This window comes from Texcoconibacillus texcoconensis (genome assembly GCF_014202575.1).
GTDB classification, from domain to species: Bacteria; Bacillota; Bacilli; order Bacillales; family Salisediminibacteriaceae; genus Texcoconibacillus; species Texcoconibacillus texcoconensis.
Genome location: NZ_JACHHB010000002.1, coordinates 207259 through 230766, shown reverse-complemented (window position 1 = coordinate 230766; position 23508 = coordinate 207259). Strand labels below are relative to the sequence as shown.

Below are 23508 nucleotides of genomic sequence, written 5' to 3'. Positions count from 1 at the left end.
GAGAAACAACAATGAAACTTATTCTTAAATTGGTCGCAGGAATTATTGCAGGTATTCTTATCGGTCTTATGAACATTGACTGGGTCACGCAGTTTTTCGTGACGGTCAAAGAAATTTTCGGTGAATTTATTAATTTTGTTATTCCATTTATTATTCTATTTTTCATCGTTGCAGGGGTGTCCAAGCTCGGTAGTCAGTCTGGGAAACTCGTTGGAGCAACGGTTGGTACGGCTTATGCATCAACGATTCTCGCTGGAATCTTTGCTTTCTTCGTCGCAGTGACGGTGATGCCGATGATCAGTGCAACAGAGCAACCTGTTTCTGAAGGGGAAGGAATAACAGGTTTTTTCCAATTAGAAATTGAACCACTCATGGGTGTTGTGACGGCGTTAGTGATGGCATTTATGTTCGGTATTGGTATCGCAAAAACGAACAGTCAAATGTTAATGAACGTGTTTGACGAAGGGAAGAAGATCATCGACTTGGTGATCCTGAAAATCATCATTCCATTTCTACCAATCTATATTGCGGGGATTTTCGTAGAATTAGCTGCAGAAGGTGCAGTATTTGATACATTGCAAGTTTTTGGTGTCGTTTTACTCGTTGCGATTTTGTCCCACTGGGTGTGGATGACGTTACAATTTGTAACGGCTGGGACGCTCACGAAACAAAATCCATTTAAGCTCATGAAAAATATGTTGCCAGCATACTTCACAGGAATAGGGACGATGAGTAGTGCAGCGACAATTCCAGTAACGTTAAAACAGACGAAACGTAACAACGTAGATGATAAAATCGCGAACTTCGGTGTACCGCTCTGTGCAACGATCCATTTATCCGGTAGTGTGATTTCCATCGTTGCCTGTGCAGTTGCTGTCATGTCGGTGTTAGGTGAATATACAATGCCGACATTTGCTGAAATGCTTCCGGTCATTATGATGCTTGGTGTGATTATGATCGCAGCACCTGGTGTTCCAGGAGGCGCGATTATGGCTGCTATGGGTGTATTAACATCCATGTTAGGTATGGGGGATGCTGCAGTCGGTCTAATGATTGCTTTATACATGGCTCAAGATAGCTTCGGAACAGCGACAAACGTCACTGGAGATGGTGCAATCAACTTAATTGTCAATCGATTTGCGAAGGAAAAAGGCGTCGCAAATGGAGGCAGTGAAGAAGTCGCATAGCTAGCATCGTGTTAGATTCTGACTTTGAAAGAAGGACAGGAAGAGCGCGGACATAGGTTCCGTTATTTGAATGAAAATAAGCGTTTTGAGCGTTGTTGCGGACATGTGTTCCGTTACTTGCTACAAATCACTTGTTTTTAGATGTTTTAACACCAATTAACGGAATGAATGTCCGCGACCCCCTTCAAATCATACTTTTTGCCACAAATAACGTACCTCATGTCCGTTCGTTCTCCAAACCATCATTTCCTAGCTCTCACAACAACAATATTGTACCCCTCCCACAAATGTCCAAATTTCGTTGGCCACGACATGTATCATTTTCACTTTATCATTTCCATATCATGAAAAAATGGTCTAAAATGGTAAATATATCATAATAAAGAATAGGTGAATGTTCATGAGGATGCTTTGTATTGATGGTGGCGGCATGCGCGGCGTATTCGCTGTTTCCATCTTGAAGGAAATCGAAAAAACATATGGAAAGCCTATCGGCGAATATTTCGACGTCGTGGCAGGGACGAGTACAGGAGCCATCATCGCCTCCTCAATCGCTACGCATAAGTCAATGAGTAATGTACTGGACGGCTATTTTCATTTTGGGGAGAAAATATTTGCTCGACAAGCAAAAATCGGGTTATTAAAAAGTATGTACAGTCACCGGGGGTTGCGCCGTTTTTTTAAGTATGTGTTTGGTAATGTGACACTCGCAGATATCGATAAACCCCTTCTTTTGACGGCGTCTGATGTGACGAACGCCGAACCGTATATTTATCGCTCGAACTTCGGTCATCCCGATGCCGAAGACGACCTATCATTAAAACTTTCTGAAGCGGTTATTTGCTCTAGTGCGGCACCGATTTATTTCCCACCAAATATTATGGAAGGCGACTTATTGTCGGTTGACGGTGGTTTGTGGGCGAATAATCCATCCTTTGTTTGTTTAACAGAAGCGGTTGATTTTTTTGAGAAGCCGATGAGTGACATTGAAATTGTTTCTATCGGTACAGGGGAACAAAAAATTGATTTTACGGTTGATGAAGACGCCTCTTGGGGGTTAAACAGGTGGCTTCCAGTCAATGTACCGTCAATGAAAGTGACGCCGAAACTGATTGACTTAATGCTCCATTTGACATCAGAATCCGTTTCATATCAATGTCAGCAATTACTAGGTAAGCGGTACATGCGTTTAAACAAAAACCTCGGTAAAGAAATCCCCATTGATGATGTCGAGTCGATGGAAGAAATGACGGAATTAGGAAAGCAATTGTTCCATGAGCGGAGAGAAGAGATTGAAAAGTTTTTAGGAGTCTAGTTTCGGAAATATAAAAAATGAGGCGCCATTTCTGTTGGCGTCTTGTGTTTTGAAACGTTTTGTCATGAGCCAATCACGGAAAGTGAGGTGGATGTTTACAACTTCTTTTCTTCTATAAATGTTTTACAAATTTCGTCAAAATTTTGTTTTAACCAACATTTTTCTGCACAAAGGCAGGGGTTTTCGTGTATGATAGAAGGAAGGGAGTTTTGAAAACGCATTATGAGGAGTTTGGTTGAATGAATATTTTTATTACAGGTGCAGCAGGTTTTTTAGGTTCACGTTTTGTGAGGAGATTGCTTGACGAGGGGCATCATTTATTCCTTTTGGCACGTACGAAGAGCAAAATGGACAAGTTGATTGATTCGCTGTCGTTGCGTGAACAAGAGCAAGTGACCGTGCTAGAAGGGGATTTGACGCAGGATGGCCTTGGTTTATCGGAGCAGTCTCGTCATGATATAGATGGCAATATCGATGTGGTTTATCATAGTGCGGCGTATTTGTCGTTTGATGATCGTGATCGTGAGAAGCTTTTCCATGTCAATGTTGAAGGGACGAGACGCCTTTTAGCGTTTGCAAAGGAGATTTCTGTTAATACGTTTATTCATGTAAGTACAGCATATACGCTAGGAGATCGTCGTGTAGGGCGTGAGGCGTTGTATTCACCGGAGGATACGACGTTCGTGAATGCTTATGAGGAAAGCAAGTGTCATGCGGAGCAGTTAGTCATGTCATATCAGGATGATTTCCGTGTGATGGTGATGCGCCCAGCGATCGTTGTTGGTGATTCGAAAACAGGTGAGGCTGATACGACATTTGGCCTTTACGGGGTTATGAGAACGATTGAGCTTTTGAAAAAGCGTTATTCACGTGCGAAAGGTGCTGAGCGTGAAAGAATTGAAGCGGGAATGAAGATTCTCGTTGAAAAAGATGAAACGACGCAGGTTGTTCCAGTTGATTATGTGACGCAAGTGTTGGCGTGTGTATTGAATTATGGTGAGGCAGGTAAGATTTATCATATTGCCAATCCGAACCCGCCGACCAACGATCAGTTAAACAATGTGATTAGGGAAAGTTTTGATTTTCCATATGTTGAGCTTGTGTCATATGAAAATGTAGGGAATCTTACTGAGGAAGAAATCCGCTTGAACCAACCGTTGCAAGTGTTTCAATCGTATATGAACCGCTCGATCACGTTTGAAGATGAAAATACGCAAGAGATGTTAGCTAAAGCTGGAGAAGAGCCGGTGTCGATGGATGAAGCCATGTTACACCGTATTGTTAATGCGTATCGTGATCGTAAAAACACATCGAATAGTATTTGATAAAAGGATATTCGTAAGTGAGCTCGGAGAAGCAAAAGGTGGATACGCTAAGTTGGCTAAATGCGGTCATCTTCACTGTTTCGTTTTCAGCCGGACATTGATTCCGTTATTTACTTGAAAAAGGCTGTTTTTGAGCTTTCTTCGGACATGAGTTCCGCTATTTGCAAAAAATCGCCCTTTATGGCCTCCAAAAGAGAGGATTAACGGAACATATGTCCGTCCGATCCCTAAAAATGGCGTATTTGTCTGAAATAACGGAACGTATGTCCGCGAGCCGCGATCCATGAACCACGCCGCGATCCATATTCACATGAGGTTCAAATCATCAACGTCCCCAGTGTGAACGGATTCTTAAAAAGCAACAATCTAGCCTTAATAAAAGGATATTCGCGCAATAAAAAACAACTTTAGAGATTCTAAAGTTGTTTTTTGCGTGGTCAAAAGTTGACGTCCATGCAATAAATTTGTGTGCTTGTTTATTGCATGGACGATTAATTAAAGTTTGAAGTTGTTTACCGATTGTTGTAGGTCTTCGGCCATCTTTGCAAGTGAGTTAGATGCAGCTGAGATTTCTTGCATAGAGGCGTTTTGTTCCTCTGCGGAAGCGGCTACGTTTTGGGTGTAACCCGCAGTTCTTTGTGCGACGCTTGTCGTTTCGTTCATAGACTCGACCATCGTTTCTGTGCTTGCAGTAATTTGTTGGACGGCAGCTGACACTTCTTGGATTTGTGTGGACACATCATGAACGGTATGTGTGATCTCAGAAAATGAGTTGCCGGCTTGGTCGATAAACGACATTCCTTCTTCGACGGCGTCTTTTCCTTCTCCCATCGATTGTACCGATTGTTGAATATCGCTCTGGATGTCTTGAATCATGCTGTTAATTTGTTTTGCGGATTCACCGGATTGCTCGGCAAGTTTGCGGACTTCATCTGCAACAACGGCAAACCCTTTGCCGTGTTCGCCTGCACGTGCTGCTTCGATAGCTGCGTTTAAGGCGAGTAGATTCGTTTGTTCAGCGATATCAGTAATTAACGAAACGACATCACCAATTTGATTGGATTTGGTACCTAATTGTTCGATAAATTGTGTCGTCGTATTCGTCTTTTCTTGGATCGTTTGCATTTGGTTAATGGATTGATCAATGACTTGTTTACCATCAGAAGATTTTTTCGCTGATTCAACGGATGATTCATTGACGGCTTGTACATTATGAGCAATGTCTTGCATACCTGATGATATTTCTGCGGTCATATCTTTTGCATTTTGCGTGTGTTCTAACTGTTGATCAGACCCAGAAGCGACTTCTTGTATAGACTCGGAAATTTGATCGGTCGCTTTCGTCGTTTCTTCGGCGCTTGCTGTTAGCTCTTCTGAGGATGAAGCGACTTGGTCAGAGGATGAAGCGACTTTTTTGATTAATTCATTTAAGTTATCTTTCATTTGGTTATAGCTAAGCGCCAATTGACCTAATTCGTCTTGCGCTGAGTCCGTGACGTTTGCTGTGAAATCACCTTGCCCGGCAAGTTCAAGGGCATTCGTCACTTTTGCTAAACGCTTTTTAAAACGTAGTGTGAACCAAAGGACGACTGAGATGGCAATCGCAATGACGACAGCTAAAACGATAAAGAACCCTTGCATAACGTCGGAGATGGTTTCGTTAATAAATTCTTGTGATGCACCGACATACCACATACCAATCGGTTCACCATCGGCATTATAAATCGGATCGTAGGCTGTTTGAAATTCTTCACCAACGACTGTAGCCGCGCCTGTATATGTATCTTCCTCATATAGGACAGTTTGGATGACTTCATCTGATGCTTGTGTACCAATTGCTCGATTTCCTTGTTCATCAATGACGTTTGTTGTTACGCGCGTGTCATCGAGAAAGATGGTCACTGTGCCCTGCATCATCTCACCGATGTCGTCAACGAGATCAATGTTTTCATTGATCTGCGTATCCCCTTTATACAAAACGTCCCCTTCAACGCGCCACTCCCCAGGCAGCCGTTGATCAATGTAGTCAAACCCTAAATGTAAGTCGGATAAAGCTTTATCCCGCGCAGATTCTTCTATACCTTGAGTTACCTGGCTGTTCACGACGAAACCAAGAATCGCAGAAAAACCGAGCAAAATCGAAATGACGAGAATGTTTAACTTCGTGCCGAATTTGAGTTTGCTTATAAAATTGTTCATGTTCCCCTCTTTTTGTTCATTTGAAACTTTCATGCCAACCCCCCATGTTTTTAGTTTCTAATTCTTCTATTTGGTGCTTAGTGCTCCCCCTCCTTATGAGATTGAGTTGTCTTTATTATAGAGAATGATCGAACAGATGAAAACAATTTTTGACACATTTCAAAAAATTTCGAGGGGGAGACGGTAGATGCGGCCAAAGTACAATGTAATCGCTGAACTTCTATGATTTAAACGACTCGAAGTTTTTAGGTTGTAAACGCTTTACTTCTTCGATATGTCTAAACGGACAGCCGGTTGACGTGACACGTTCGAGCACATGATCGATTGTAAATTGTGTGCGCTCAAGCGAGTCATTGACTTCTTCCCAAAATAGAGGGCAGGCAACAAGGGGGTCCGTTTTTCCTCGTAAAGAGTATGGCGCTATGATCGTTTTTCCTTCGCGGTGCTGTGGAATATCGAGATACAATTTGTGCCCACGTTTTTTCTTCAAACGTTCCATTGTAAAAAGATCAGGGTGATTATCCGTTAAAAAGGTGCCGAATGTTTCGGTCACTTTCGCTGTGTCTTCCCACGTATAGGTGTCTTCAGGGAGTGGGATATACACTTGAAGGCCTTTGTTTCCTGAAAACTTCACGAAAGAATGAAATCCTAAAGAATCACACAGTTCTTTTAGCAAAAGAGCACCTTTAATAGCTAAATGAAAATATTCCGCAGATGGTGGGTCTAAGTCAAAAACAATGTCATCGACGTATTCTGTTTGATGACGTTGAAAGGGTATGTGCCATTCGAGTGCGAGCTGATTGGCAAGCCAGAGCATCGTCTCAATGCGGTTACACAATATAAATTCAGTATCCTCAATAGCAGTCGTTTCAACAAATTCAGGTGCGTAATCAGGACATTCTTTTTGGAAAAAACCTTCTTCCATCGTTCCGTGCGGAAAACGGATGACGGTGAGAGGGCGATCTTTTAAAAATGGAAGCGCGAACGGCGCTATGAAACGTACGTAACGAAGATAAGTTCGTTTATCGACTTGGTTATTTGTCCAAAGCGGCTTTTCAGGATTTGTGATTTTAACTGTACTTGGGAATCTTAGGTCTGCCATTTGAAGTTGTGCTACTGTGCATGAGCTAGCAGGCGTTTGCAACTTTAACTGAGCAAACCGTGGTTCACGCAGTTCGTCGTTTTTCCGTGTTGTATAGGCTACTTCTGTTACGATCGAAGGTTCGATTTCGTAGACATTGTTCGTCTCATTCCAATCTCCATTTTGTTTAATAATCGATGTGACCGCTTCTTTCTCCGCTTCTGAAAAGCCGTGCGCACACTTACCGATAGAGGCTACACCTTCAGTGTGATTAAACACGCCGAGGCGAAAATACTCGTTACTCGGTTCGTAAGCAGTGATAAAGCAATTGACTAAATAAGGCGTTTTATATTTTAACCAATTGCGTGTTCGTCCTTTTTCATATTGCGCGGTAGCTCGTTTCGCTATGATTCCTTCACTCCGACAAACCATGACCTTTTCTAAGATGGCGGAAAGGTCTTGTGTTGAGGGGAGAAACTGCACGCGGGATGTGGCGTGCGGGTCTGGGTTGATCGGAAGTTCACTGGAGAGCATCATTTCTTTTAAAAAATGCTTGCGGTCTTGCCATGGTTTCTTCAAAAGATTTTCGCCATTGATCGACAGGATGTCGAAGGCGAGGAAGGTGGCGGGGCGGGTTTTGGATTCGGTTTGGATGGTGCGTTGGTTTCGTAGTCTGTGTCGGCGTTGAAGGGTGTAAAAGTCGGCTTTGCCTAGGTTGTCTAGGATGGAGAGTTCGCCGTCGAGTTCGAAGGTTTTGTCGGTTGGTAGGTCTTGGGTGTTAATTTCTGGGAATTTGTCTTCGAGGGTGTGGCCGTTTTTGCTTGTGATGGAGAGGGATTTTCCGTCCCATGTGAGTTTGGCGCGGTAGCCGTCGTATTTGATTTCGTAGTGCCATTGATCGCCTTTTGGCAGTTCGTCTGTGCGTGTTGGTTTCATCCACTGCATGTTCATGACTCCTCTATGCGTGATTATCTAAGATTTAGTATGAATGAGAAGGTGTGTCGGCATGCACAATATAAAAAAAGGATTTGAGGAGGATGTAGCATGCATACGATGTGGAAGGGGAGTGTGCAGTTTGGTCTTGTGAGCATTCCGATCAAAATGTTCGCTGCTACTGAGGATAAGGATGTGTCGTTTCGTACGCTTCACGAAAAGTGCAGCACGCCAATTAAATATGAAAAGGTGTGTCCTGTTTGTGAGGAGAAGGTTGAAAATGATGATCTTGTCAAAGGCTATGAGACGACGAACGGTGATTTTGTGATTGTGAGTGAAGAAGAGATGAAGTCGTTGCAGCAGGAAGCGGATGAAAAAGCGGTTGAAATTATGGATTTTATTGATATCGATGAAATTGATCCGATCTATTTTAACAGAACGTATTATTTAGGGCCTAATGAAGGTGGTTCAAAGGCGTATGCTTTGTTGCGTAAGGCTTTATCGGATACAAGGAAAGTTGGCGTCGCGAAAATGATGATTCGTTCCAAGGAGCAGTTGGCTTTGTTGCGCGTTTATAACAATACGTTGCTCGTTGAGACATTGCACTATCCAGATGAAATTCGGGCTGCTGAAGATGTGCCAGGGGTACCGAGTGATGAAAATATTTCTGATAAAGAGTTGAAAACGGCGGAGACATTGATTGATCAACTATCAACGGAGTTTGAACCGCAGAAATATGAAGATGAATATAGAAAGAAGTTGCTTGAATTAATTGAGGCGAAGGAAAAGGGCAAAGAAGTTGTCACCGCCAAAGGCGAGCCGAAGAAGGACAATGTGACAGACTTGATGGAAGCTTTGCAAAAATCGGTTGATAAAAATAAGAAGAAAACAAGCGGGAAAAAGAAAACGACGGGGGCCAAATCGACGGCGTCTAAAACGACGAAAAAGAAGAAGACTGGATAAGTGTGTGGATGTGAATGTTGTGGTGACGCTACACTTGAAAGAAAAAACACCCTGTTTGACTAAGGGTGAAAGAAGTTAAATATACGATATCTTTGTGTATGATCAAGCGAAGCGTTGGTGTTTGTTTAGCACTGACGCTTGTTTTATTACCTGAATAAATTTCATAATGCCGTTTTATGATTATTTCATATACGGATGAAAAAAGGTGGCTGAAACGAAACACTGCGACTCCCAGAGGATAAAGCGCAGTCTGAAGACCCACTTATGCGAGGCTTGGCCGAGCGTAAGTTAGCTGAAGACAAGCTCACGGAAAAGCGTCCGTCTGAAATGGAGCCCCATTTATTATTCGTCATTCAATATCTTATTTCGAATGATGAAATTCAATCACCTAACTATAAAAAGGTAAAAAGTTAAAATAAAAGCAGGAACGAATGTGACGATGTAAATCGATGTCAAATTGACCATTCTTCTTGTCGTTCGTTTTGCGTAGTTTTTCTCAAAAGGATTCAACCCGACAATGATCGTACCGACTAACGAAATGATACAAATGATTGCAGCGGCAATCATTAAGGCATTATATGGCAACTCCTTTTCCCCCTTTACCATCATGGTTACTTTATTTACTATAACATATTTCCTTGTTTGTTCCGAGTAATTGGAATTGTTTAGGGGAAAAAGGATGTCCTCCTTAAGTGTTGGGGGTCTTAAGGAGGACGTGTTATATGTGATGGAGGGGTCAATAAGCGTTTCTTAAGAACTAGGAAATAAAATGAATGTCTCCGTCCTCAGTAATTTGTACCGTTGAATAACTTTCGAATGTTTCCATATTGGTAATTTCATGACCTTCTTGTTCTTTCGCAAAGCTTTCCATGTATTGTTCATATTGATCGGGGTGTTTGATGAGGTGATAGTAATATACCTTTTTGCCATCCTCATCGTCACTACTTCTTAAAGAAAAGCGCTCGTGAAACTGATTTTTAAACCATTCTCTAGCTTCTTCATGATTATGAAAGTCAGGCATGTCTTGACTGAGTGATGTGATATCGATATCCATGAAAATACACTCCTTTCTATCTAAAGGATAGTGTGTCCTCTTTTTGATGTGTCATGCAAATAATGTATTTATGAACGAAATTTTATTTTTACGAACGGAAAAGTGATTCACCTGAAGGGAAAACAGGTTCAGCTGAAGGGAAAATCGTTTCACCTGAAGGAAAAAGTGATTCACCTGAAGGGAAAATCGGTTCACCTGAAGGAAAAAGTGATTCACCTGAAGGGAAAATCGGTTCACCTGAAGGGAAAACCTAAGTTTACGAACGGAATTTCAGTTTTACGAACGAAAAATCAAAGTTTACGAACGGAATTTCAGTTTTACGAACGAAAAATCAAAGTTTACGAACGAAAATTAAGTATTTACGAACGATTTGGGACTTACGACCTATCCTTCACTTCAAAAGAAAACCAGTCGTACTCTTACGACTGGTTTCAGGTTTATTATTAGCGTTGTTCTAAACGGGCGATTCGTTCATCTAAATCCGGGTGAGATGAAAACAGCTTGGCCATGCCGCCTTTGCCGTTAATTTTCATCGTTTGGATTGCTGAATCATCGGTGCGTTGATTTTCGACATTGGCACGATCAACATATCCTTTTAAGGAACGGAGTGCGTGCGCCATTTTATCACGTCCAGCGAGGTCTGCACCGCCTCTGTCGGCGTGGAATTCGCGGTACCGTGAGAAAGCCATGACGACAATACTTCCGAGAATGGAGAACAAGATTTGGAAAATAATGATTGCCGCAAAACGGACAATTCCTTGCATTTCAGGTTTTACCATACGCGATGCGAGGATCGCGGCAATTCTTGAGAAGAACACGACGAACGTGTTGACGACCCCTTGTAAAAGTGTCATTGTCACCATGTCTCCGTTTGAAACGTGTGCGACTTCATGGGCGATAACGCCTTCAACGGCATCATCATCCATCGTGTTGAGTAAGCCTGAGGACACAGCAACGAGCGACCGTTTCTTCGTCGGGCCTGTCGCAAAGGCGTTTACTTCAGGAGATTGGTAGATGCCAACTTCTGGCATATGTGTCAATCCAGCTGCTCGAGACAGACGGTGTACTTTTTCAACAACTGTACGTTCATTTGCGCTTAATGGGCCGTTTGGATCTAATACTTTGACGTTCATCATTTTCTTTGCCACAAAGCGTGACATCGCAAGGGAAATAAATGATCCCGCGAAGCCGACAAGTAAGCTGAATACGGCTAACGCTTGCAAGTCAATGCCTAATCCAGCGCCTCCAGTATCAAATGTCGTTCCGATATCGGTAAATGATGTAATCAGTGACCAGACAATGATAATCGTCGTCATGACGAGAATGTTTGTTAATAGGAAAAATAAAAATCGTTTACCCATTCCTCCACCTCCAATTTCGTTGATAACTACTCTATTATACATAATCGAAAGGCTTCTGTCACAAATTCGAGTAATTGGGAAGTGGCAGAATTATGTGTAGCAATTAGAGATTTTTTGTCATATTATGGTTGTTTCGTATGCTAGAATCGAAGGGCTGTGTTTATTTTTTATTAACGTACGTTCAAATAGATGGAACGGGGTGGCTATGTCTCGGACATATGTTCCGTTATTTAGGTGAAAATCGATGAATTTAGCATGTTCGCGGACATATATTCCGTTATTTTCAAAAAAACTGCCGATTTGAAACGTTTTTTTGATGAATAACGGAACACATGTCCATAACAACGCCAAAAAAACCTATGTTTCATCATATAACGGAACACATGTCCACACCGCCTCCAGACGACGACCTCAAAGAAAGGGGGAGATCGATGATGAACGCACCAAAATGGTTTCGTATCGTGTTGCTAGCGGCTACCTTTCTCTTTTTAGTGATATTTCCAATGCGTGTGGAATTTGCTCAACCGATCTTTTATTACGTTGGCATCGTATTCATATACTCATTTTTGGGTTATCTCATATTACTGGGGGGAGACAAGCGATTTGACGAGCGCTTTCACGAAAAATGGGTAGTGAGACGCCAGCAACCAAGGTGGAAAAATACATTAAGGATGGGGGTAAGGTGTGCCGTCATCATTTTGGCGGTGGTTTCCTTCGGTCAATTTGCCGCGAATGGTATGACACCCGTAGATATTTTCAATGAACTTTCCCTAGGGATTTTAACTTTCCTATCATTTTTCATCGTTGCGATAAGTTGGGTCGCTGGATACGCTTCTTGGTATGAAAACGAAAAGCGTTACGACCGTATTGATTTGCAGAAACAAAAACAACAGCATGAAAAATCACATTAATCATGATGAATTGTTCTATGTCCGAACACGAAACAAAATGTCGCAATTCATGAAGTACTCGATGTAACAGGGCACATTCGCTTCTTGTCTCATTAAAAGAAAAGAAGGAGGATTTTATGAGTTCGCCAATTCCAGTTAAAGATAAACTCATCGTTGCGATAGGGTATGCACTACCGATCGTTTTTCCAATACCGTTATTTACGATTTTATTTGTCTTTATTTATTATTATTTTTTAGGTGACGAGTCTCGATTTGTTCATCATCACCTAAAGCAAAACTTTAATGTTGTCTTAAGTTATCATTTATATATGGTCGTGTTGCTTTTGGTGATTTTTTTGTTTTCAATCTTTGAAAATGTTACGGCAATCATTATGGCGTATATTCCGTTTTTAGGGTTGCTTGTGGCGATGGGAGGATTTTTTAGTTTCTTCATCCTTATTCTTTCTTCATTCATTCTTATCGGGGTTTTAATTGTGCTCATTATTCTGGCTGCGTGTGGGAAATGGACGCGTGTTCCATTAATCATTCGGTGTATCAAATAACCTAAGCAAGCAAAGAAAAAACATGCGCGTCTCAGTGAAGACGTCGCATGTTTTTTTGTCTGTCTAATTAAATATTTTCTGGTCAACTTCTCGGTTGGCGATTTTTTTATTTAGTTGGATGAAACTAAAGTGGTCGGCAATCGCTTCAATTAATAGAGCCTTTTTATCGCGTTTTTTTAAATGAAGGCCAATTTCTTTGCCAATCGCAATGAGTTCGTCTTTTTTATATTTATGTAAGTATTGTGTGATGTCATCTTTATCTAACGTTTCGATCGCTGAAATGATGTTGGCACAATTGATGTCAGTGTTAGTAGTCGTTTTTTCCGTTGTTGTCGTATGAGGTTTAGGTTGAGACGGCTGAGAAGGTTGAGGATCATTTTTGACCTTCTTGTAAATATCATCAAGCATGTCATGTACGTGGACATTTTCATATTCTTTTAAAATCGGGAGAAGTTTTTCCATTGTATCAATCATGTCTTTAACTTTCATACAGATGGTGAAACTCCTTTCCTATATCTCTGCAGAAACTCCTTAACGATATTTTGAGCTTGAAGGCATTGTTTTTGTGTCGTTTGGTTCGTATTTTCTAAGGCAAATACAGGGTAACCAGAAGCCGAGGCTTTCGATATCCCATCACCATAAGTTAAGTAATTTTCAAACACTTCCCCACTATGAAACGCAGCCTTAAGTTTATTTAAAACTTGAGCCTGGGATTCTTTTGGTTGATTACGGTGTTCGCGAATGTTATTGGCGACAATGCCAATCAAATGAGTGTTCACATAATCTCTCACTCGCTGAGCAAACAGATTATTCAGTTCGTTGACTTTATGGCTAATGGAAATAATGCCGTAAGAAGAAAGCGTATCAGGGATCGTAGGAATTAAATAGTCGTCACTAACATACAAGGCATTTTGCGTAAGATAATGTAGGTTCGGCGGACAATCGATAAATATGAAGTCGTACGTTTGTTTCAGCGGTGTGAGGATTTCATCTAAAATTTGAAACTTATAAATGTCTGATCCGAGTAGATTATCTTTGAAGCTCGGTTGTTTTGAGTAGACAGCAATATTCATATCTGTATAAATGAGATCCGGGTGTGAAAGAATCATGTCGATGTTTGTGTAAACTTTCTGATCATCGCTTCGCACAATTTTTTTTAAGATAAAATCGTCAATTTCACTTGTCATCGACTTTCGTTCAATAAACTCATCGACTAAATCTCTCATTGTCGGTAAAGGTTCTTCATTACGAAAAACTTGATTCTCAAACTGATTCGCCGTTAAACATGAAATCGATAAGTTACATTGCGCGTCAGCATCAACGAGTAACACTTTCGGAAAGCGGCGCTCCCCCAATAATTTTTCGAGATCATCAAGAGACAAATGCTGTAATCCTGTAGCCAAATGGTGGGTCAGCGTCGTTTTCCCAACACCACCTTTCCAGTTAATAATACTGATGACCTTTCCTTCTCTGTTCATATAGATCCCCCAATTCTTGATCGTCACTCTTTGATGGTTATTCAATATAAATGGTGAAGATACACAATTTTTGCAAAGACATCTCGCGCTGAAGATAAAGTTACGATGCACCTAACAAAAGAAAAACGCTAGGAGGATGTCCTAGCGCTTACCATCAATATTCATGATCACCAATGGCCCATAAATATGCCGCATAACCAAGCGGGTTGCGGAATGCTCGGCGAATCGTCTCCTCATCTTCTGATTCGCAGATTGATCAATACGGTAATGTTCTTTTCCAAGGTGGAGTTTTGTATCGCACGTTTGTGAGTACAAACGCCTCGACACGCACCCTGGGCGTTCAACGTGATCACTCCGTTTTTCAAGAAGGTCTGCCCTATTTTGGGGTCAGACCCCTGTTAATTGTTGTTGTTTTTGTTGTTGGTGTAGGAGTTTTGCGTATTCTAATAGATTTACAAATGATTGATCGATGGTGTCTTTGTCATAAGCGTTTAAAAAGGATACTTTCGCTGACCTCGAGTTGGCTTCAATAAACCATAGTTTCCCGTTTTGATCTAATGCAAAGTCAATACCGATTTCCCCTGTTTGCCCGTAAAGGTATTCAACGCATTCATAGACATCAAAGAGGAAATGTTCGATTTCTTCCCTTAGTGCGGCAATTTCTGATTGTGAGTAATCTAGGAATTGTTCGAAAAAGTATTCAAACGTATAGCTGTCGGCGTGCGTTGTGATCGGCGAGCGCTTTTGAGAACGTCGGACAGGAAGGGCGGCAATCTCTAACTCACCTTTTCCGTTACGTTGCACTTCCGCACGCATATCAACGATTGCCTCTTTAAACGTCAATAAGTGGATCGTTTCTTGAATAAGCAGTTGACGCCTACCAAATAATTTTTTCATATTATGATAAAGTTCTTCAGCTGATTGTACGCGCTTTGTGCGCAAATGGCGTTTGAAATGTCGGTATTTTAATGAGCCATCTGCTTGTTTGTTCACCCGAACGACTTGCATCCCTCGTCGTCCTTTTGACGCTTTTAAATAAAATGTGTCGTAATTCTTAAGCCAACTTTCTAATGTTTCTACAGAAGACATAATTTCCGTCTTCGGTAAATGGCGGTTCACTTCATCGAACGTTTGCAAACATTCATTGATTTCCCACTTGTTGTATGACTTCTTAGAGTTTAAATAGTGGGTTCCCATATCTTCTAATTGCTTGCGAAATGTTTGGTACTTTTCCTTGTACTTTTTACCACCACCACCGCCACCACGCTTATAGATAACGTTTGGATAAGGAAAATCACCTTTTTTCCATAGGTCATCTTCAGGGTCTAAATAGACACCATTGATTCGCTGCTGATCTGTGTCAATGTCCCTTGTAGCAAAGAAATAAAGGAGAGTATTAGCTTGGGCATTTGCACTGTTTAAATTCACCGTTTTTCGACTAGGCATTTGCTTTAACAGCTTGCGAATTGACCGTTTTGATAAATGCACACCAACGACTGTCTTTTCTTGCTCAGCAAGTTGAGTTTCCATTCTATATTCACCACGCTGTTTTATATGCTAGGAATCGCTCTGTGCCAGTATATGTGACGTGGACCACTCCTGTGCTGGTCACGAACCTACCAACCAAGTATTTCGGATCTAATCAACGAATGACATGTATAAAGAATGGGGACTTCTTTTCTATCAAAAAACAAAAAAATGTCAATTTGTTGAAGTCCCGCACAATTCGTAGGCGTACTGGTAAAATGATGGTAAATACTTACTGTTAGGGAGGGTTTCTAGTGGTTCGTGATCATGATTTGCAGCGGAAGGGATTAAAGCCTGTAGAGCGGTTGTTTTATATTTTACGTTATTTGCACAAAAATGACTGGGTGACAGCGGGGGAATTGGCGGATTTGTGTGGGACGAGTGAACGGACGATTTACCGGGATATGCAGACGCTTGAGAAGAACGGATTTTACTATACGCAAGGAAAGAACGGTTACCAACTAATAGAAAATGTGATCCCAACGACATCGAATTTAAATGAGGACGAGTTTCTTGCGATCGCCTTGTCACCGCTGCTTTCACCGATGACCCAGCAAACGCACTCGTTCTACAGCACATATCACAAAGCGATGAATAAAGTGCAGACCCTTTTAAAGCAAGGCACCGACTTGTCACGAAGCTTCCCACACATTGGTGAACGCATCCGAATCCATTCACAGAAAATGAGCGACGAACATTTGCACAATATGCAAACAATGATCGAGGCGATTACTTTAAATCGAAGCTTGGACTGTACATATCACGCCATGTTTCGCGATGAAGACACCGAGCGCACGATCGATCCATATTACCTTGTCCCGCGCGAAGGCCACCTATACGTCATCGCCTATTGCAACTGGCGCGAGACGATTCGCGTCTTCCGACTTAACCGCTTCAAGCGCATGTCACTCACCGACAAAACCTTCAAAATGCCAGAGGACTTCAACATCGACGACTACCTCGCCAACCGCTGGTCCATCATCGCTAGCGACGAAGCGACCACATTCTGCATCCACTTTCACCACGACGTCGCCCGCTACATCAAAGAAGCAGACTACTACGTCGACGCTCGTATCGACGACCAACCCGATGGCAGCATCCACTTTTTCGTCACCGTCAAAGGCGCCGACGAATTCCTCCGCTGGCTCAAACAATTCGGTACAAGCGCCGAACTCCTATCCCCAACCGAATACCGAGACCAACTTCTTTTTGAATACGAGCAGTTAGTGGACATGTACAAGAAGTATCCATGATTTCATCTTCGTAAAAGTCAATCAAGGACAATTTTTCGCTCGAACTGCTGTTCTCTGACATCCTGTGGCAAAGCTCCCGTTATGATAAAGAGGAACAATCAAGTTCAAAAGGGGAAAGCTGCATCATCATGTAGTCGAAAAACAGGAGAAAGGAGGAAAGCGTAAACACCCGTTACTCTCGAAGCCCGGATTCATCATTACCATTATCTTTTAGCTTAACGACATTCATTTTTAAAACGTTCATGCATGAAATTGGAATGCTTGTTTTGACATTTTTCGTAATGAAAACGCGCAAAAAGAAAAACAATAACAAAAAAGAACAGAGAGAGAGAGGGAATGACGGATGAAAAAAATACTCAAGTTTATTATGTATGCATTTTTAGTGTTGATAGGTATAGGAATCCTTTCGGCTATCTTTGGTGGAGGTGATGAAGAGACCACTGACCCAGCACCGGACACAGATGAAGAATTGGTTGAAGAAGGTATCGAAGAAGAAGCACCCGAAGAGGAGGCACCTGAAGAAGAAGCACCAGAGGAAGAGGACGTTGATGAAGTTGCAGGGATCGGCGATACGATCGAACTGGAAGAAATGAGTTATACCGTACATGGTGTAGATAAAGCAACGCAAGTCGGAGAAAATGAATTTCTGACTGAGGAAGCTGGTAGCGGCGCAATTTTTTATGTGATTGATGTCGAAGTTCACAATGGTGGAAGTGAATCAGTCACAGTTGACAGCAACTTATTTAGCCTTGTTACAGAAGATGGAACAACATATGATCCTGATTCAATGGCAACGCAATATGCAAATGAAGGTGGAGCAGCATTTTTCTTAGAGTCTGTAAACCCCGGTCTTTCTTTAGAAGGGAACTTAGTCTTTGAAGTACCAGAAGGTTTGCAACAAGATGAGCTTAGTCTAAACGTTAGAGAAGGAATCTTCAGTACAAATGAAGGATTAATCCGTCTTTCTGAATAAAAAGGATGCCACTCTTTGAGTGGCATCTTTTTTTGGTGCGCAATTATTGAAATTGGTTCACCTGAAGGAAAAATTGGTTCACCTGAAGGAAAAATCGGTTTACCTGAAGGAAAAATTGTGTCACCTGACGGGAAAATCGGTTTACCTGAAGGAAAAATTGTCTCACCTGACGGAAAAATCAGTTCAGCTGAAGGAAAAATTGTCTCACCTGAAGGAAAAATCGGTTTACCTGAAGGAAAAATTGTCTCACCTGAAGGAAAAATCGGTTTACCTGAAGGAAAAATTGTCTCACCTGAAGGGAAAACTGTCTCGACCTGATCGAAAAATCGGTTCACCTGAAGGAAAAATTGATCAACCTGATCGAAAAAACGGTTCACCTGAAGGAAAAATCAGTTCAGCTGAAGGAAAAACTTTCTCACCTGAAGGAAAAATCAGTTCAGCTGAAGGAAAAATTGTCTCACCTGAAGGAAAAGTCAGTTCAGCTGAAGGAAAAAATGATCAACCTGATCGAAAAAACGGTTCACCTGAAGGAAAAATCAGTTCAGCTGAAGGAAAAATTGTCTCACCTGACGGAAAAATCGGTTCACCTGACGGAAAACTGTCTCACCTGACGGAAAAGTCGGTTTACCTGAAGGAAAAACTGTCTCACCTGACGGAAAAGTCAGTTCAGCTGAAGGAAAAACTTTCTCACCTGAAGGAAAAATTGTCTCACCTGAAGGAAAAGTCAGTTCAGCTGAAGGAAAAATTGTCTCACCTGAAGGAAAAATCGGTTCAGCTGAAGGAAAAACTGCCTCACCTGAAGGAAATCACCTCACGTCAACGAAAAACGGTCCCGCCAACCTCACGACCAAAGATGAGCACAACTTAAACGACCGAAGAGGAAATACGAGATACAAGCAGAATACTTTCGTGACAACGAAAAAATTCGGTGAGGTGACCAAATTAAACGAAAATCAAAAAAATATTGCCAAATTTCCTTCTTCTCACGTATAAATAAAGTAAGGAATCAATTTTAAAAAACGGGAGGGGAAGGGAATGTTTCATGTTGCGGCGATTCAAATGAGGTCTGAGATGGCGAGTGTGCGTGAAAACCGGGTTAAAGCTGTGAAGTATGTTCGTGAGGCGGCTGAAAATGGTGCGCGATTGATTGGTTTGCCGGAGTTGTGGGTGTCTGGGTATCATTTGCAGCCGGAGATGTTTAGAGCGATTGCGGAAACGGCGCAGGGGGAAACGGTCCAATTGTTTCAACGGTTAGCGCAGGAATTACATGTCGTCTTGGTCGTTCCTTTCCCTGAACGTGAAGTAGATGGGGCAGATGAAAACATTTACGTTTCTGTCGCGGTCATTGATACGGATGGAAGGTTGTGTGGTGTTTACCGAAAATCCTTGTTATGGGGGAAGGAGCAGCGGGCGTTTGCAGCTGGGGGGAAGCACTATCCTGTGTTTGAAACGGCGTTAGGGAATATTGGTGTACTCATTTGCTATGATATTGAATTTCCAGAGCCTGCGCGGCTCCTCGCTTTACAAGGTGCGGAACTGGTCATTTCTCCTTCTGTCTGGAGTTTACAGGCGGAGAAGCGTTGGGATATTCAACTTCCTGCTCGAGCGCTCGATAACACGTATTACGTATTAGGTGTGAATACGGTAGCAGATGGGGCGTGTGGGAAAAGTAAATTGGTCGACCCGCGTGGGGAAGTGTTGAACGAGGCTTCACCTGGGGAGGAAGAAATTTTATATGGCGTCGTCGATGTGGATGAGATACGTAAGGCGCGAGAAGATGTGCCTTATTTAGATGAATATCCTCACGAACTCACGCCGGGCGGGTCTGAAAAAATGCGAGAATACATTCAAGGTGCATAGAAATGATAGTGCCATATGAAAAGAATGAAAAGAGAAAGCTAGCATGCGTGCTAGCTTTTTTTGTGCTCGATATTCTCAATAACAGATCGCAGAGGAGATGAAGGTTTCTGTCAATTTATGTAACAAAGTTGTACACATAAATTTGAAAATGCTTTAATATTCTATCTCAAAGACAACTAAACGAGGGGGAAAATTCGTGAAAAAATCTTATTTGTCACTTGCAGTCACGTTAGGGGTTTCAATGTCATTGCTTGCCGCTTGTGGAGATGCTGATGAAGCTGAAGAAACGCCGGATGAAAATGGAGAAGTAGAGGAAGAAACGACAGAAGATGAAGAAGCTACCGATGAAGAAGAAACATTGGTCGTTGCCACCGATACCAACTACGTACCGTTTGAATTCATGAATGAAGAAACAGGCGAGATGGAAGGCTTTGATATCGACTTGATTGATGAACTTTCCGATCGTGTTGGGTTTGATTATGAACTAGAAGTAGTAGAATTCGATGGAATTGTTGCTGGTATGGGCTCTGGGCGTTATGACATCGGGATTGCCGGTATGACGATTACTGAAGACCGTGCCGAAGAGTTTGATTTTTCAATACCATATTATGATGCAGGGCTTATCTTAGCCGTACATGAAGATAACGAAGACATTCAATCCATCGATGATATCGACGACCTAACGGTTGCAACGAGATCTGGTACAACGAGTGAAGACTTCTTGCATGAAAATACAGAAGCGAATGTGCAAGTATATCCACAAATTTTAGAAGCGTATATGGATGTGGAAGCAGGCCGTGCCGATGCCGCTTTTTATGATGTGCCAAACGTACGTTACCATGCGGATACAGAAGGTGAAGAATTGAAGACCGTCGGTGACATAGAACAAGGTGAAGTTTATGGGATTGCCTTTGAGCAAGATTCAGAATGGGTTGAACCTGTGAATGAAGCTTTAGAAGAAATGTTTGAAGACGGCACTTACGGTGATTTTTATGAAGAATGGTTTGGCGACCGGGTAGAAGAACCAGAAGGTGAAAGTCCACTAGACTAGTTGATGAATATAGACGTTCGTTGTAAAAGAAATCAACTAAAAAGCGTAACAGGCCTAGCTTGTTGCGCTTTCGTTTTAAGATTCTATGGAATATTGAAATGAGGGTGAGATATGCATGATTTGATAGAACACTTGATGGAGTTGACGACGAGTCCACATTGGGGTGGCGTTTTACCTTACCTCATTGAAGGTATTCAAATCACATTATACATCACGTTTATAGGTGTGTTTTTCGGTCTTATATTAGGGATAGTAACGGGTTTAGCTAGACTTTCAAAAAGTAAAATCATCTACGGTTTAGCAACTTGCTATATTGAAGTGATACGCGGCACGCCGATTTTGGTACAAGTATTGTTTATTTATTTCGCTTTAGCTGACTTTTTTGGAATTACATTTGACCACTTAACGGCTGGAATTATTGCGATCGCGATTAATGCCGGTGCTTATGTTGCTGAAATTGTACGTGGTGGTGTTGCATCCATCGACAAAGGTCAAATGGAAGCGGGGCGCTCGATCGGTTTAAGTTCATTCCAAACGATGCGCTACATTATATGGCCGCAAGCGTTGAAAAGAATGATTCCCCCATTAGGGAACCAATTTATCATTAGTTTAAAAGACACGTCATTATTTGCAGTGATTTCAACAGGCGAAGCAGTATTTATGGGCCGCCAATATGTAGCTACAACAGGTGTTTATTTTGAACCGTACTTTATGATGGGGCTCGTGTACTTGTCGATTACAATCCCGTGTATGATTATTTTGCGGGCATATGAAAGGAAGTTGGATGTGTGATGATACAAGTCAAAGATTTATATAAATCATTCGGCGATCTGCAAGTTCTTAAAGACATTAATGTGGAAGTAAAAGAGCAAGAAGTGGTTTGTGTCATCGGACCTTCAGGTTCTGGGAAAAGTACATTTTTACGTTGCCTCAACTTACTTGAGGAAGTCACCTCCGGGGAAGTGTGGATTGAAGATGAGAATATTGCTGATCCGAGCGTGAACATTAACCAATTGCGGACAAAGGTAGGGATGGTTTTTCAGCATTTTAACTTATTTCCACATAAGACTGTGCTAGAAAATGTGACGATCGGGCCAATCAAAGTAAAAGGGGAAGCGAAAGAAAAAGCCGATATAGAAGCGGTTTCTTTATTGGAAAAAGTCGGACTTGCTGATAAGGCCAATGATTATCCGCGTAGCTTATCTGGTGGTCAAAAACAACGGGTTGCGATTGCGCGCGCATTGGCGATGAATCCACGCGTCATGTTGTTTGACGAACCAACGTCCGCACTCGACCCAGAACTTGTCGGGGATGTTTTAGCTGTAATGAAAGATTTAGCTAAAGAAGGGATGACGATGGTCGTTGTCACCCATGAAATGGGCTTTGCCCGTGAAGTCGGTGATCGGGTTATTTTCATGGATGAAGGATATATGATCGAAGAAGGCGACCCAGAACAGATTTTCAACGATCCCCAACATAGCCGAACACAAGCATTTCTAAGCAAAATTTTGTGATCAACGACTTGTGTGGAGATGGTTTATGAGTAAAACAGACTAGTTACGAACGAAAATTATTGGTTTATGAACGAAAATTGCCAGTTTACGAACGAGAATCGTTGATTTACGAACGAAAACCACTCCCTTACGAACGAAATCAACCATTTTACGAACGAATTAGGACTTTTCACCTACGCGCCACACAACCAAAAATCGAACGTGGAAACTTCACTCAACGTCATCTCAAAAAATCAGCCGTGATGATTTCAGTCGCGGCTGATTTTAATGACTTCCGCTATTCTTTTTGTCGATTCCCGGAAGGTTGATAATAAGGTGGCACCTTAACCCAACCTCGGTGTTTCATCAAAGACTTTAATGTTGTACTAAAAGTAAGCATTTCAGATTGCATTTTCGCCCACATCATGCCGAGGTCTGTGCGGATGGCTTGTGATTGTCCAGTTGCAGACTCGATGATAGCGGCGGCTACTTTAATGGACACGCCGTTGGCTAATTCATCGTCTGATATGTGTATGCCAGCTGGGATATCGCTAAGCGTTTGCTGTGGTTTGGGTGCTGGCGATTCTGGCATTTGCACACCCTCTTTAATGAGAAACGCTTCCATTTGTTCGGCTTGGGATTGGCACAATTTATGAGCGTTTGTCAGCATGTCCCGAAGTTCCTCATCAGATGTCATATTGAGGCCAGCCTCTTCGTAACGAAGCATTTCTTTCATCATCGCTAAGTATGTCCAACAATTCATCACTTCCCCGACGTGCATAGGAGCATCTACGTCACTATCGGTCATTTGTTTTAAGCTTTGCCAAAAGGCTTCAAAGGGATTTGGCATCATGTCACCTCCTATTGATATTACTGTCCTTCAAAATTAGGTGGATTATGTAACATTCTCGTCTTACTAATGAACATGCCATTTGAGTGATTGAGAAGAAGACAAGCACTGCCACCTCATCCGTTTCTAGGTTATGTAGAAGACACAACCAA

The 23508-nt window shown here is 42.0% G+C and carries 24 protein-coding genes; 15 read left to right on the top strand and 9 right to left on the bottom strand.

What is annotated here, in order from left to right; translation table 11 throughout:
• The first annotated feature begins 11 nt into the window (after positions 1-11).
• From HNQ41_RS03120 to HNQ41_RS03110, 3 genes are all read left to right on the top strand, one after another.
• Positions 12-1187: a dicarboxylate/amino acid:cation symporter gene (locus HNQ41_RS03120; RefSeq protein ID WP_184662958.1), complete on the top strand. Its 1176-nt coding sequence runs from the start codon at positions 12-14 to the stop codon at positions 1185-1187.
• A gap of 400 nt (positions 1188-1587) precedes the next feature.
• On the top strand, positions 1588-2502 hold the full coding sequence (locus HNQ41_RS03115; protein WP_184662957.1) for a CBASS cGAMP-activated phospholipase: 915 nt from the start codon (positions 1588-1590) through the stop codon (positions 2500-2502).
• A gap of 239 nt (positions 2503-2741) precedes the next feature.
• Positions 2742-3827 carry an SDR family oxidoreductase gene (locus HNQ41_RS03110; protein WP_184662956.1) on the top strand — a complete coding sequence of 362 codons (1086 nt, stop codon included), beginning with the start codon at positions 2742-2744 and terminating at the stop codon, positions 3825-3827.
• Between the two features lie 495 nt (positions 3828-4322).
• Here the strand turns inward: HNQ41_RS03110 and HNQ41_RS03105 are convergent, their stop codons facing one another.
• Positions 4323-6059: a methyl-accepting chemotaxis protein gene (locus tag HNQ41_RS03105; protein WP_246421465.1), complete on the bottom strand. Its 1737-nt coding sequence runs from the start codon at positions 6057-6059 to the stop codon at positions 4323-4325.
• A gap of 187 nt (positions 6060-6246) precedes the next feature.
• On the bottom strand, positions 6247-8052 hold the full coding sequence (ligD, locus tag HNQ41_RS03100) for a DNA ligase D (RefSeq protein ID WP_184662955.1): 1806 nt from the start codon (positions 8050-8052) through the stop codon (positions 6247-6249).
• A 99-nt stretch (positions 8053-8151) separates the two neighbouring features.
• On the opposite strand from ligD, the gene ku reads away from it, so the two are divergent.
• Positions 8152-9003 (top strand): non-homologous end joining protein Ku, encoded by an 852-nt coding sequence (gene ku / locus HNQ41_RS03095; RefSeq protein WP_184662954.1) that lies wholly within the window; start codon positions 8152-8154, stop codon positions 9001-9003.
• Between the two features lie 384 nt (positions 9004-9387).
• Here the strand turns inward: ku and HNQ41_RS03090 are convergent, their stop codons facing one another.
• Both HNQ41_RS03090 and HNQ41_RS03085 read right to left on the bottom strand, forming a co-directional pair.
• The gene (locus tag HNQ41_RS03090) at positions 9388-9588 is read right to left on the bottom strand and encodes a hypothetical protein (protein ID WP_184662953.1); all 201 of its coding nucleotides are present in this window, start codon (positions 9586-9588) and stop codon (positions 9388-9390) included.
• 172 nt (positions 9589-9760) lie between these two features.
• Entirely contained in the window at positions 9761-10057 is a 297-nt protein-coding gene (locus tag HNQ41_RS03085; protein ID WP_184662952.1) for a hypothetical protein, read from the bottom strand.
• Between the two features lie 102 nt (positions 10058-10159).
• Here HNQ41_RS03085 and HNQ41_RS03080 point away from each other — a divergent pair, with 102 nt between their 5' ends.
• The gene (locus HNQ41_RS03080; protein ID WP_184662951.1) at positions 10160-10504 is read left to right on the top strand and encodes a hypothetical protein; all 345 of its coding nucleotides are present in this window, start codon (positions 10160-10162) and stop codon (positions 10502-10504) included.
• Here HNQ41_RS03080 and htpX read toward each other — a convergent pair.
• A complete protein-coding gene (gene htpX, locus HNQ41_RS03075) occupies positions 10501-11418 on the bottom strand; it encodes a protease HtpX (RefSeq protein WP_184662950.1) in 918 nt (305 codons plus the stop codon). The genes HNQ41_RS03080 and htpX overlap by 4 nt on opposite strands.
• A 431-nt stretch (positions 11419-11849) precedes the next feature.
• Between htpX and HNQ41_RS03070 the strand changes: the two genes are divergently transcribed.
• Together HNQ41_RS03070 and HNQ41_RS03065 are read left to right on the top strand one after the other, a co-directional pair.
• On the top strand, positions 11850-12329 hold the full coding sequence (locus HNQ41_RS03070; RefSeq protein WP_184662949.1) for a hypothetical protein: 480 nt from the start codon (positions 11850-11852) through the stop codon (positions 12327-12329).
• Positions 12330-12445: 116 nt separating this feature from the next.
• Positions 12446-12871: a DUF4870 domain-containing protein gene (locus HNQ41_RS03065; RefSeq protein ID WP_184662948.1), complete on the top strand. Its 426-nt coding sequence runs from the start codon at positions 12446-12448 to the stop codon at positions 12869-12871.
• 63 nt (positions 12872-12934) lie between these two features.
• Here the strand turns inward: HNQ41_RS03065 and HNQ41_RS03060 are convergent, their stop codons facing one another.
• From HNQ41_RS03060 to HNQ41_RS03050, 3 genes are all read right to left on the bottom strand, one after another.
• Positions 12935-13360 carry a hypothetical protein gene (locus HNQ41_RS03060; RefSeq protein ID WP_184662947.1) on the bottom strand — a complete coding sequence of 142 codons (426 nt, stop codon included), beginning with the start codon at positions 13358-13360 and terminating at the stop codon, positions 12935-12937.
• A complete protein-coding gene (locus HNQ41_RS03055) occupies positions 13357-14349 on the bottom strand; it encodes a ParA family protein (protein WP_184662946.1) in 993 nt (330 codons plus the stop codon). Before HNQ41_RS03055 ends, HNQ41_RS03060 begins: the two co-directional genes overlap by 4 nt.
• Before the next feature lie 387 nt (positions 14350-14736).
• Positions 14737-15879, bottom strand: coding sequence for a YheC/YheD family endospore coat-associated protein (locus HNQ41_RS03050; RefSeq protein ID WP_184662945.1), 1143 nt, complete (start codon positions 15877-15879; stop codon positions 14737-14739).
• A 251-nt stretch (positions 15880-16130) separates the two neighbouring features.
• Here HNQ41_RS03050 and HNQ41_RS03045 point away from each other — a divergent pair, with 251 nt between their 5' ends.
• The 8 genes from HNQ41_RS03045 (at position 16131) to HNQ41_RS03010 (ending at position 22527) form a co-directional block, all read left to right on the top strand.
• Complete coding sequence (locus tag HNQ41_RS03045; protein ID WP_184662944.1) at positions 16131-17129, top strand: WYL domain-containing protein; 999 nt, start codon at positions 16131-16133, stop codon at positions 17127-17129.
• Between the two features lie 343 nt (positions 17130-17472).
• Positions 17473-18102, top strand: a complete 630-nt coding sequence (locus tag HNQ41_RS03040; protein ID WP_184662943.1) for a DUF4352 domain-containing protein — start codon at positions 17473-17475, stop codon at positions 18100-18102.
• 15 nt (positions 18103-18117) lie between these two features.
• Positions 18118-18420 carry a hypothetical protein gene (locus tag HNQ41_RS03035; RefSeq protein ID WP_184662942.1) on the top strand — a complete coding sequence of 101 codons (303 nt, stop codon included), beginning with the start codon at positions 18118-18120 and terminating at the stop codon, positions 18418-18420.
• Positions 18386-18970, top strand: a complete 585-nt coding sequence (locus HNQ41_RS03030) for a coiled-coil domain-containing protein (protein ID WP_184662941.1) — start codon at positions 18386-18388, stop codon at positions 18968-18970. Before HNQ41_RS03035 ends, HNQ41_RS03030 begins: the two co-directional genes overlap by 35 nt.
• Positions 18971-19137: 167 nt before the next feature.
• A complete protein-coding gene (locus HNQ41_RS03025; RefSeq protein WP_184662940.1) occupies positions 19138-19962 on the top strand; it encodes a nitrilase-related carbon-nitrogen hydrolase in 825 nt (274 codons plus the stop codon).
• 196 nt (positions 19963-20158) lie between these two features.
• On the top strand, positions 20159-21013 hold the full coding sequence (locus HNQ41_RS03020; RefSeq protein WP_343043315.1) for a transporter substrate-binding domain-containing protein: 855 nt from the start codon (positions 20159-20161) through the stop codon (positions 21011-21013).
• A 111-nt stretch (positions 21014-21124) separates the two neighbouring features.
• Positions 21125-21805, top strand: a complete 681-nt coding sequence (locus HNQ41_RS03015; protein WP_246421464.1) for an amino acid ABC transporter permease — start codon at positions 21125-21127, stop codon at positions 21803-21805.
• On the top strand, positions 21805-22527 hold the full coding sequence (locus HNQ41_RS03010) for an amino acid ABC transporter ATP-binding protein (RefSeq protein WP_184663087.1): 723 nt from the start codon (positions 21805-21807) through the stop codon (positions 22525-22527). The genes HNQ41_RS03015 and HNQ41_RS03010 overlap by 1 nt, the downstream gene beginning before the upstream one ends.
• 277 nt (positions 22528-22804) lie before the next feature.
• Here HNQ41_RS03010 and HNQ41_RS03005 read toward each other — a convergent pair whose 3' ends face one another.
• Entirely contained in the window at positions 22805-23356 is a 552-nt protein-coding gene (locus HNQ41_RS03005; RefSeq protein WP_184662939.1) for a DUF3231 family protein, read from the bottom strand.
• Positions 23357-23508: the final 152 nt, after the last annotated feature.

Coding starts and splice junctions, on each gene's coding strand:
- HNQ41_RS03120 (WP_184662958.1), top strand. CDS start 12: ATGAAACTTATTCTTAAATTGGTCGCAGGAATTATTGCAGGTATTCTT.
- HNQ41_RS03115 (WP_184662957.1), top strand. CDS start 1,588: ATGAGGATGCTTTGTATTGATGGTGGCGGCATGCGCGGCGTATTCGCT.
- HNQ41_RS03110 (WP_184662956.1), top strand. CDS start 2,742: ATGAATATTTTTATTACAGGTGCAGCAGGTTTTTTAGGTTCACGTTTT.
- HNQ41_RS03105 (WP_246421465.1), bottom strand. CDS start 6,059: ATGAAAGTTTCAAATGAACAAAAAGAGGGGAACATGAACAATTTTATA.
- ligD (WP_184662955.1), bottom strand. CDS start 8,052: ATGCAGTGGATGAAACCAACACGCACAGACGAACTGCCAAAAGGCGAT.
- ku (WP_184662954.1), top strand. CDS start 8,152: ATGCATACGATGTGGAAGGGGAGTGTGCAGTTTGGTCTTGTGAGCATT.
- HNQ41_RS03085 (WP_184662952.1), bottom strand. CDS start 10,057: ATGGATATCGATATCACATCACTCAGTCAAGACATGCCTGACTTTCAT.
- htpX (WP_184662950.1), bottom strand. CDS start 11,418: ATGGGTAAACGATTTTTATTTTTCCTATTAACAAACATTCTCGTCATG.
- HNQ41_RS03070 (WP_184662949.1), top strand. CDS start 11,850: ATGATGAACGCACCAAAATGGTTTCGTATCGTGTTGCTAGCGGCTACC.
- HNQ41_RS03065 (WP_184662948.1), top strand. CDS start 12,446: ATGAGTTCGCCAATTCCAGTTAAAGATAAACTCATCGTTGCGATAGGG.
- HNQ41_RS03060 (WP_184662947.1), bottom strand. CDS start 13,360: ATGAAAGTTAAAGACATGATTGATACAATGGAAAAACTTCTCCCGATT.
- HNQ41_RS03055 (WP_184662946.1), bottom strand. CDS start 14,349: ATGAACAGAGAAGGAAAGGTCATCAGTATTATTAACTGGAAAGGTGGT.
- HNQ41_RS03050 (WP_184662945.1), bottom strand. CDS start 15,879: ATGGAAACTCAACTTGCTGAGCAAGAAAAGACAGTCGTTGGTGTGCAT.
- HNQ41_RS03040 (WP_184662943.1), top strand. CDS start 17,473: ATGAAAAAAATACTCAAGTTTATTATGTATGCATTTTTAGTGTTGATA.
- HNQ41_RS03025 (WP_184662940.1), top strand. CDS start 19,138: ATGTTTCATGTTGCGGCGATTCAAATGAGGTCTGAGATGGCGAGTGTG.
- HNQ41_RS03015 (WP_246421464.1), top strand. CDS start 21,125: ATGCATGATTTGATAGAACACTTGATGGAGTTGACGACGAGTCCACAT.
- HNQ41_RS03010 (WP_184663087.1), top strand. CDS start 21,805: ATGATACAAGTCAAAGATTTATATAAATCATTCGGCGATCTGCAAGTT.
- HNQ41_RS03005 (WP_184662939.1), bottom strand. CDS start 23,356: ATGCCAAATCCCTTTGAAGCCTTTTGGCAAAGCTTAAAACAAATGACC.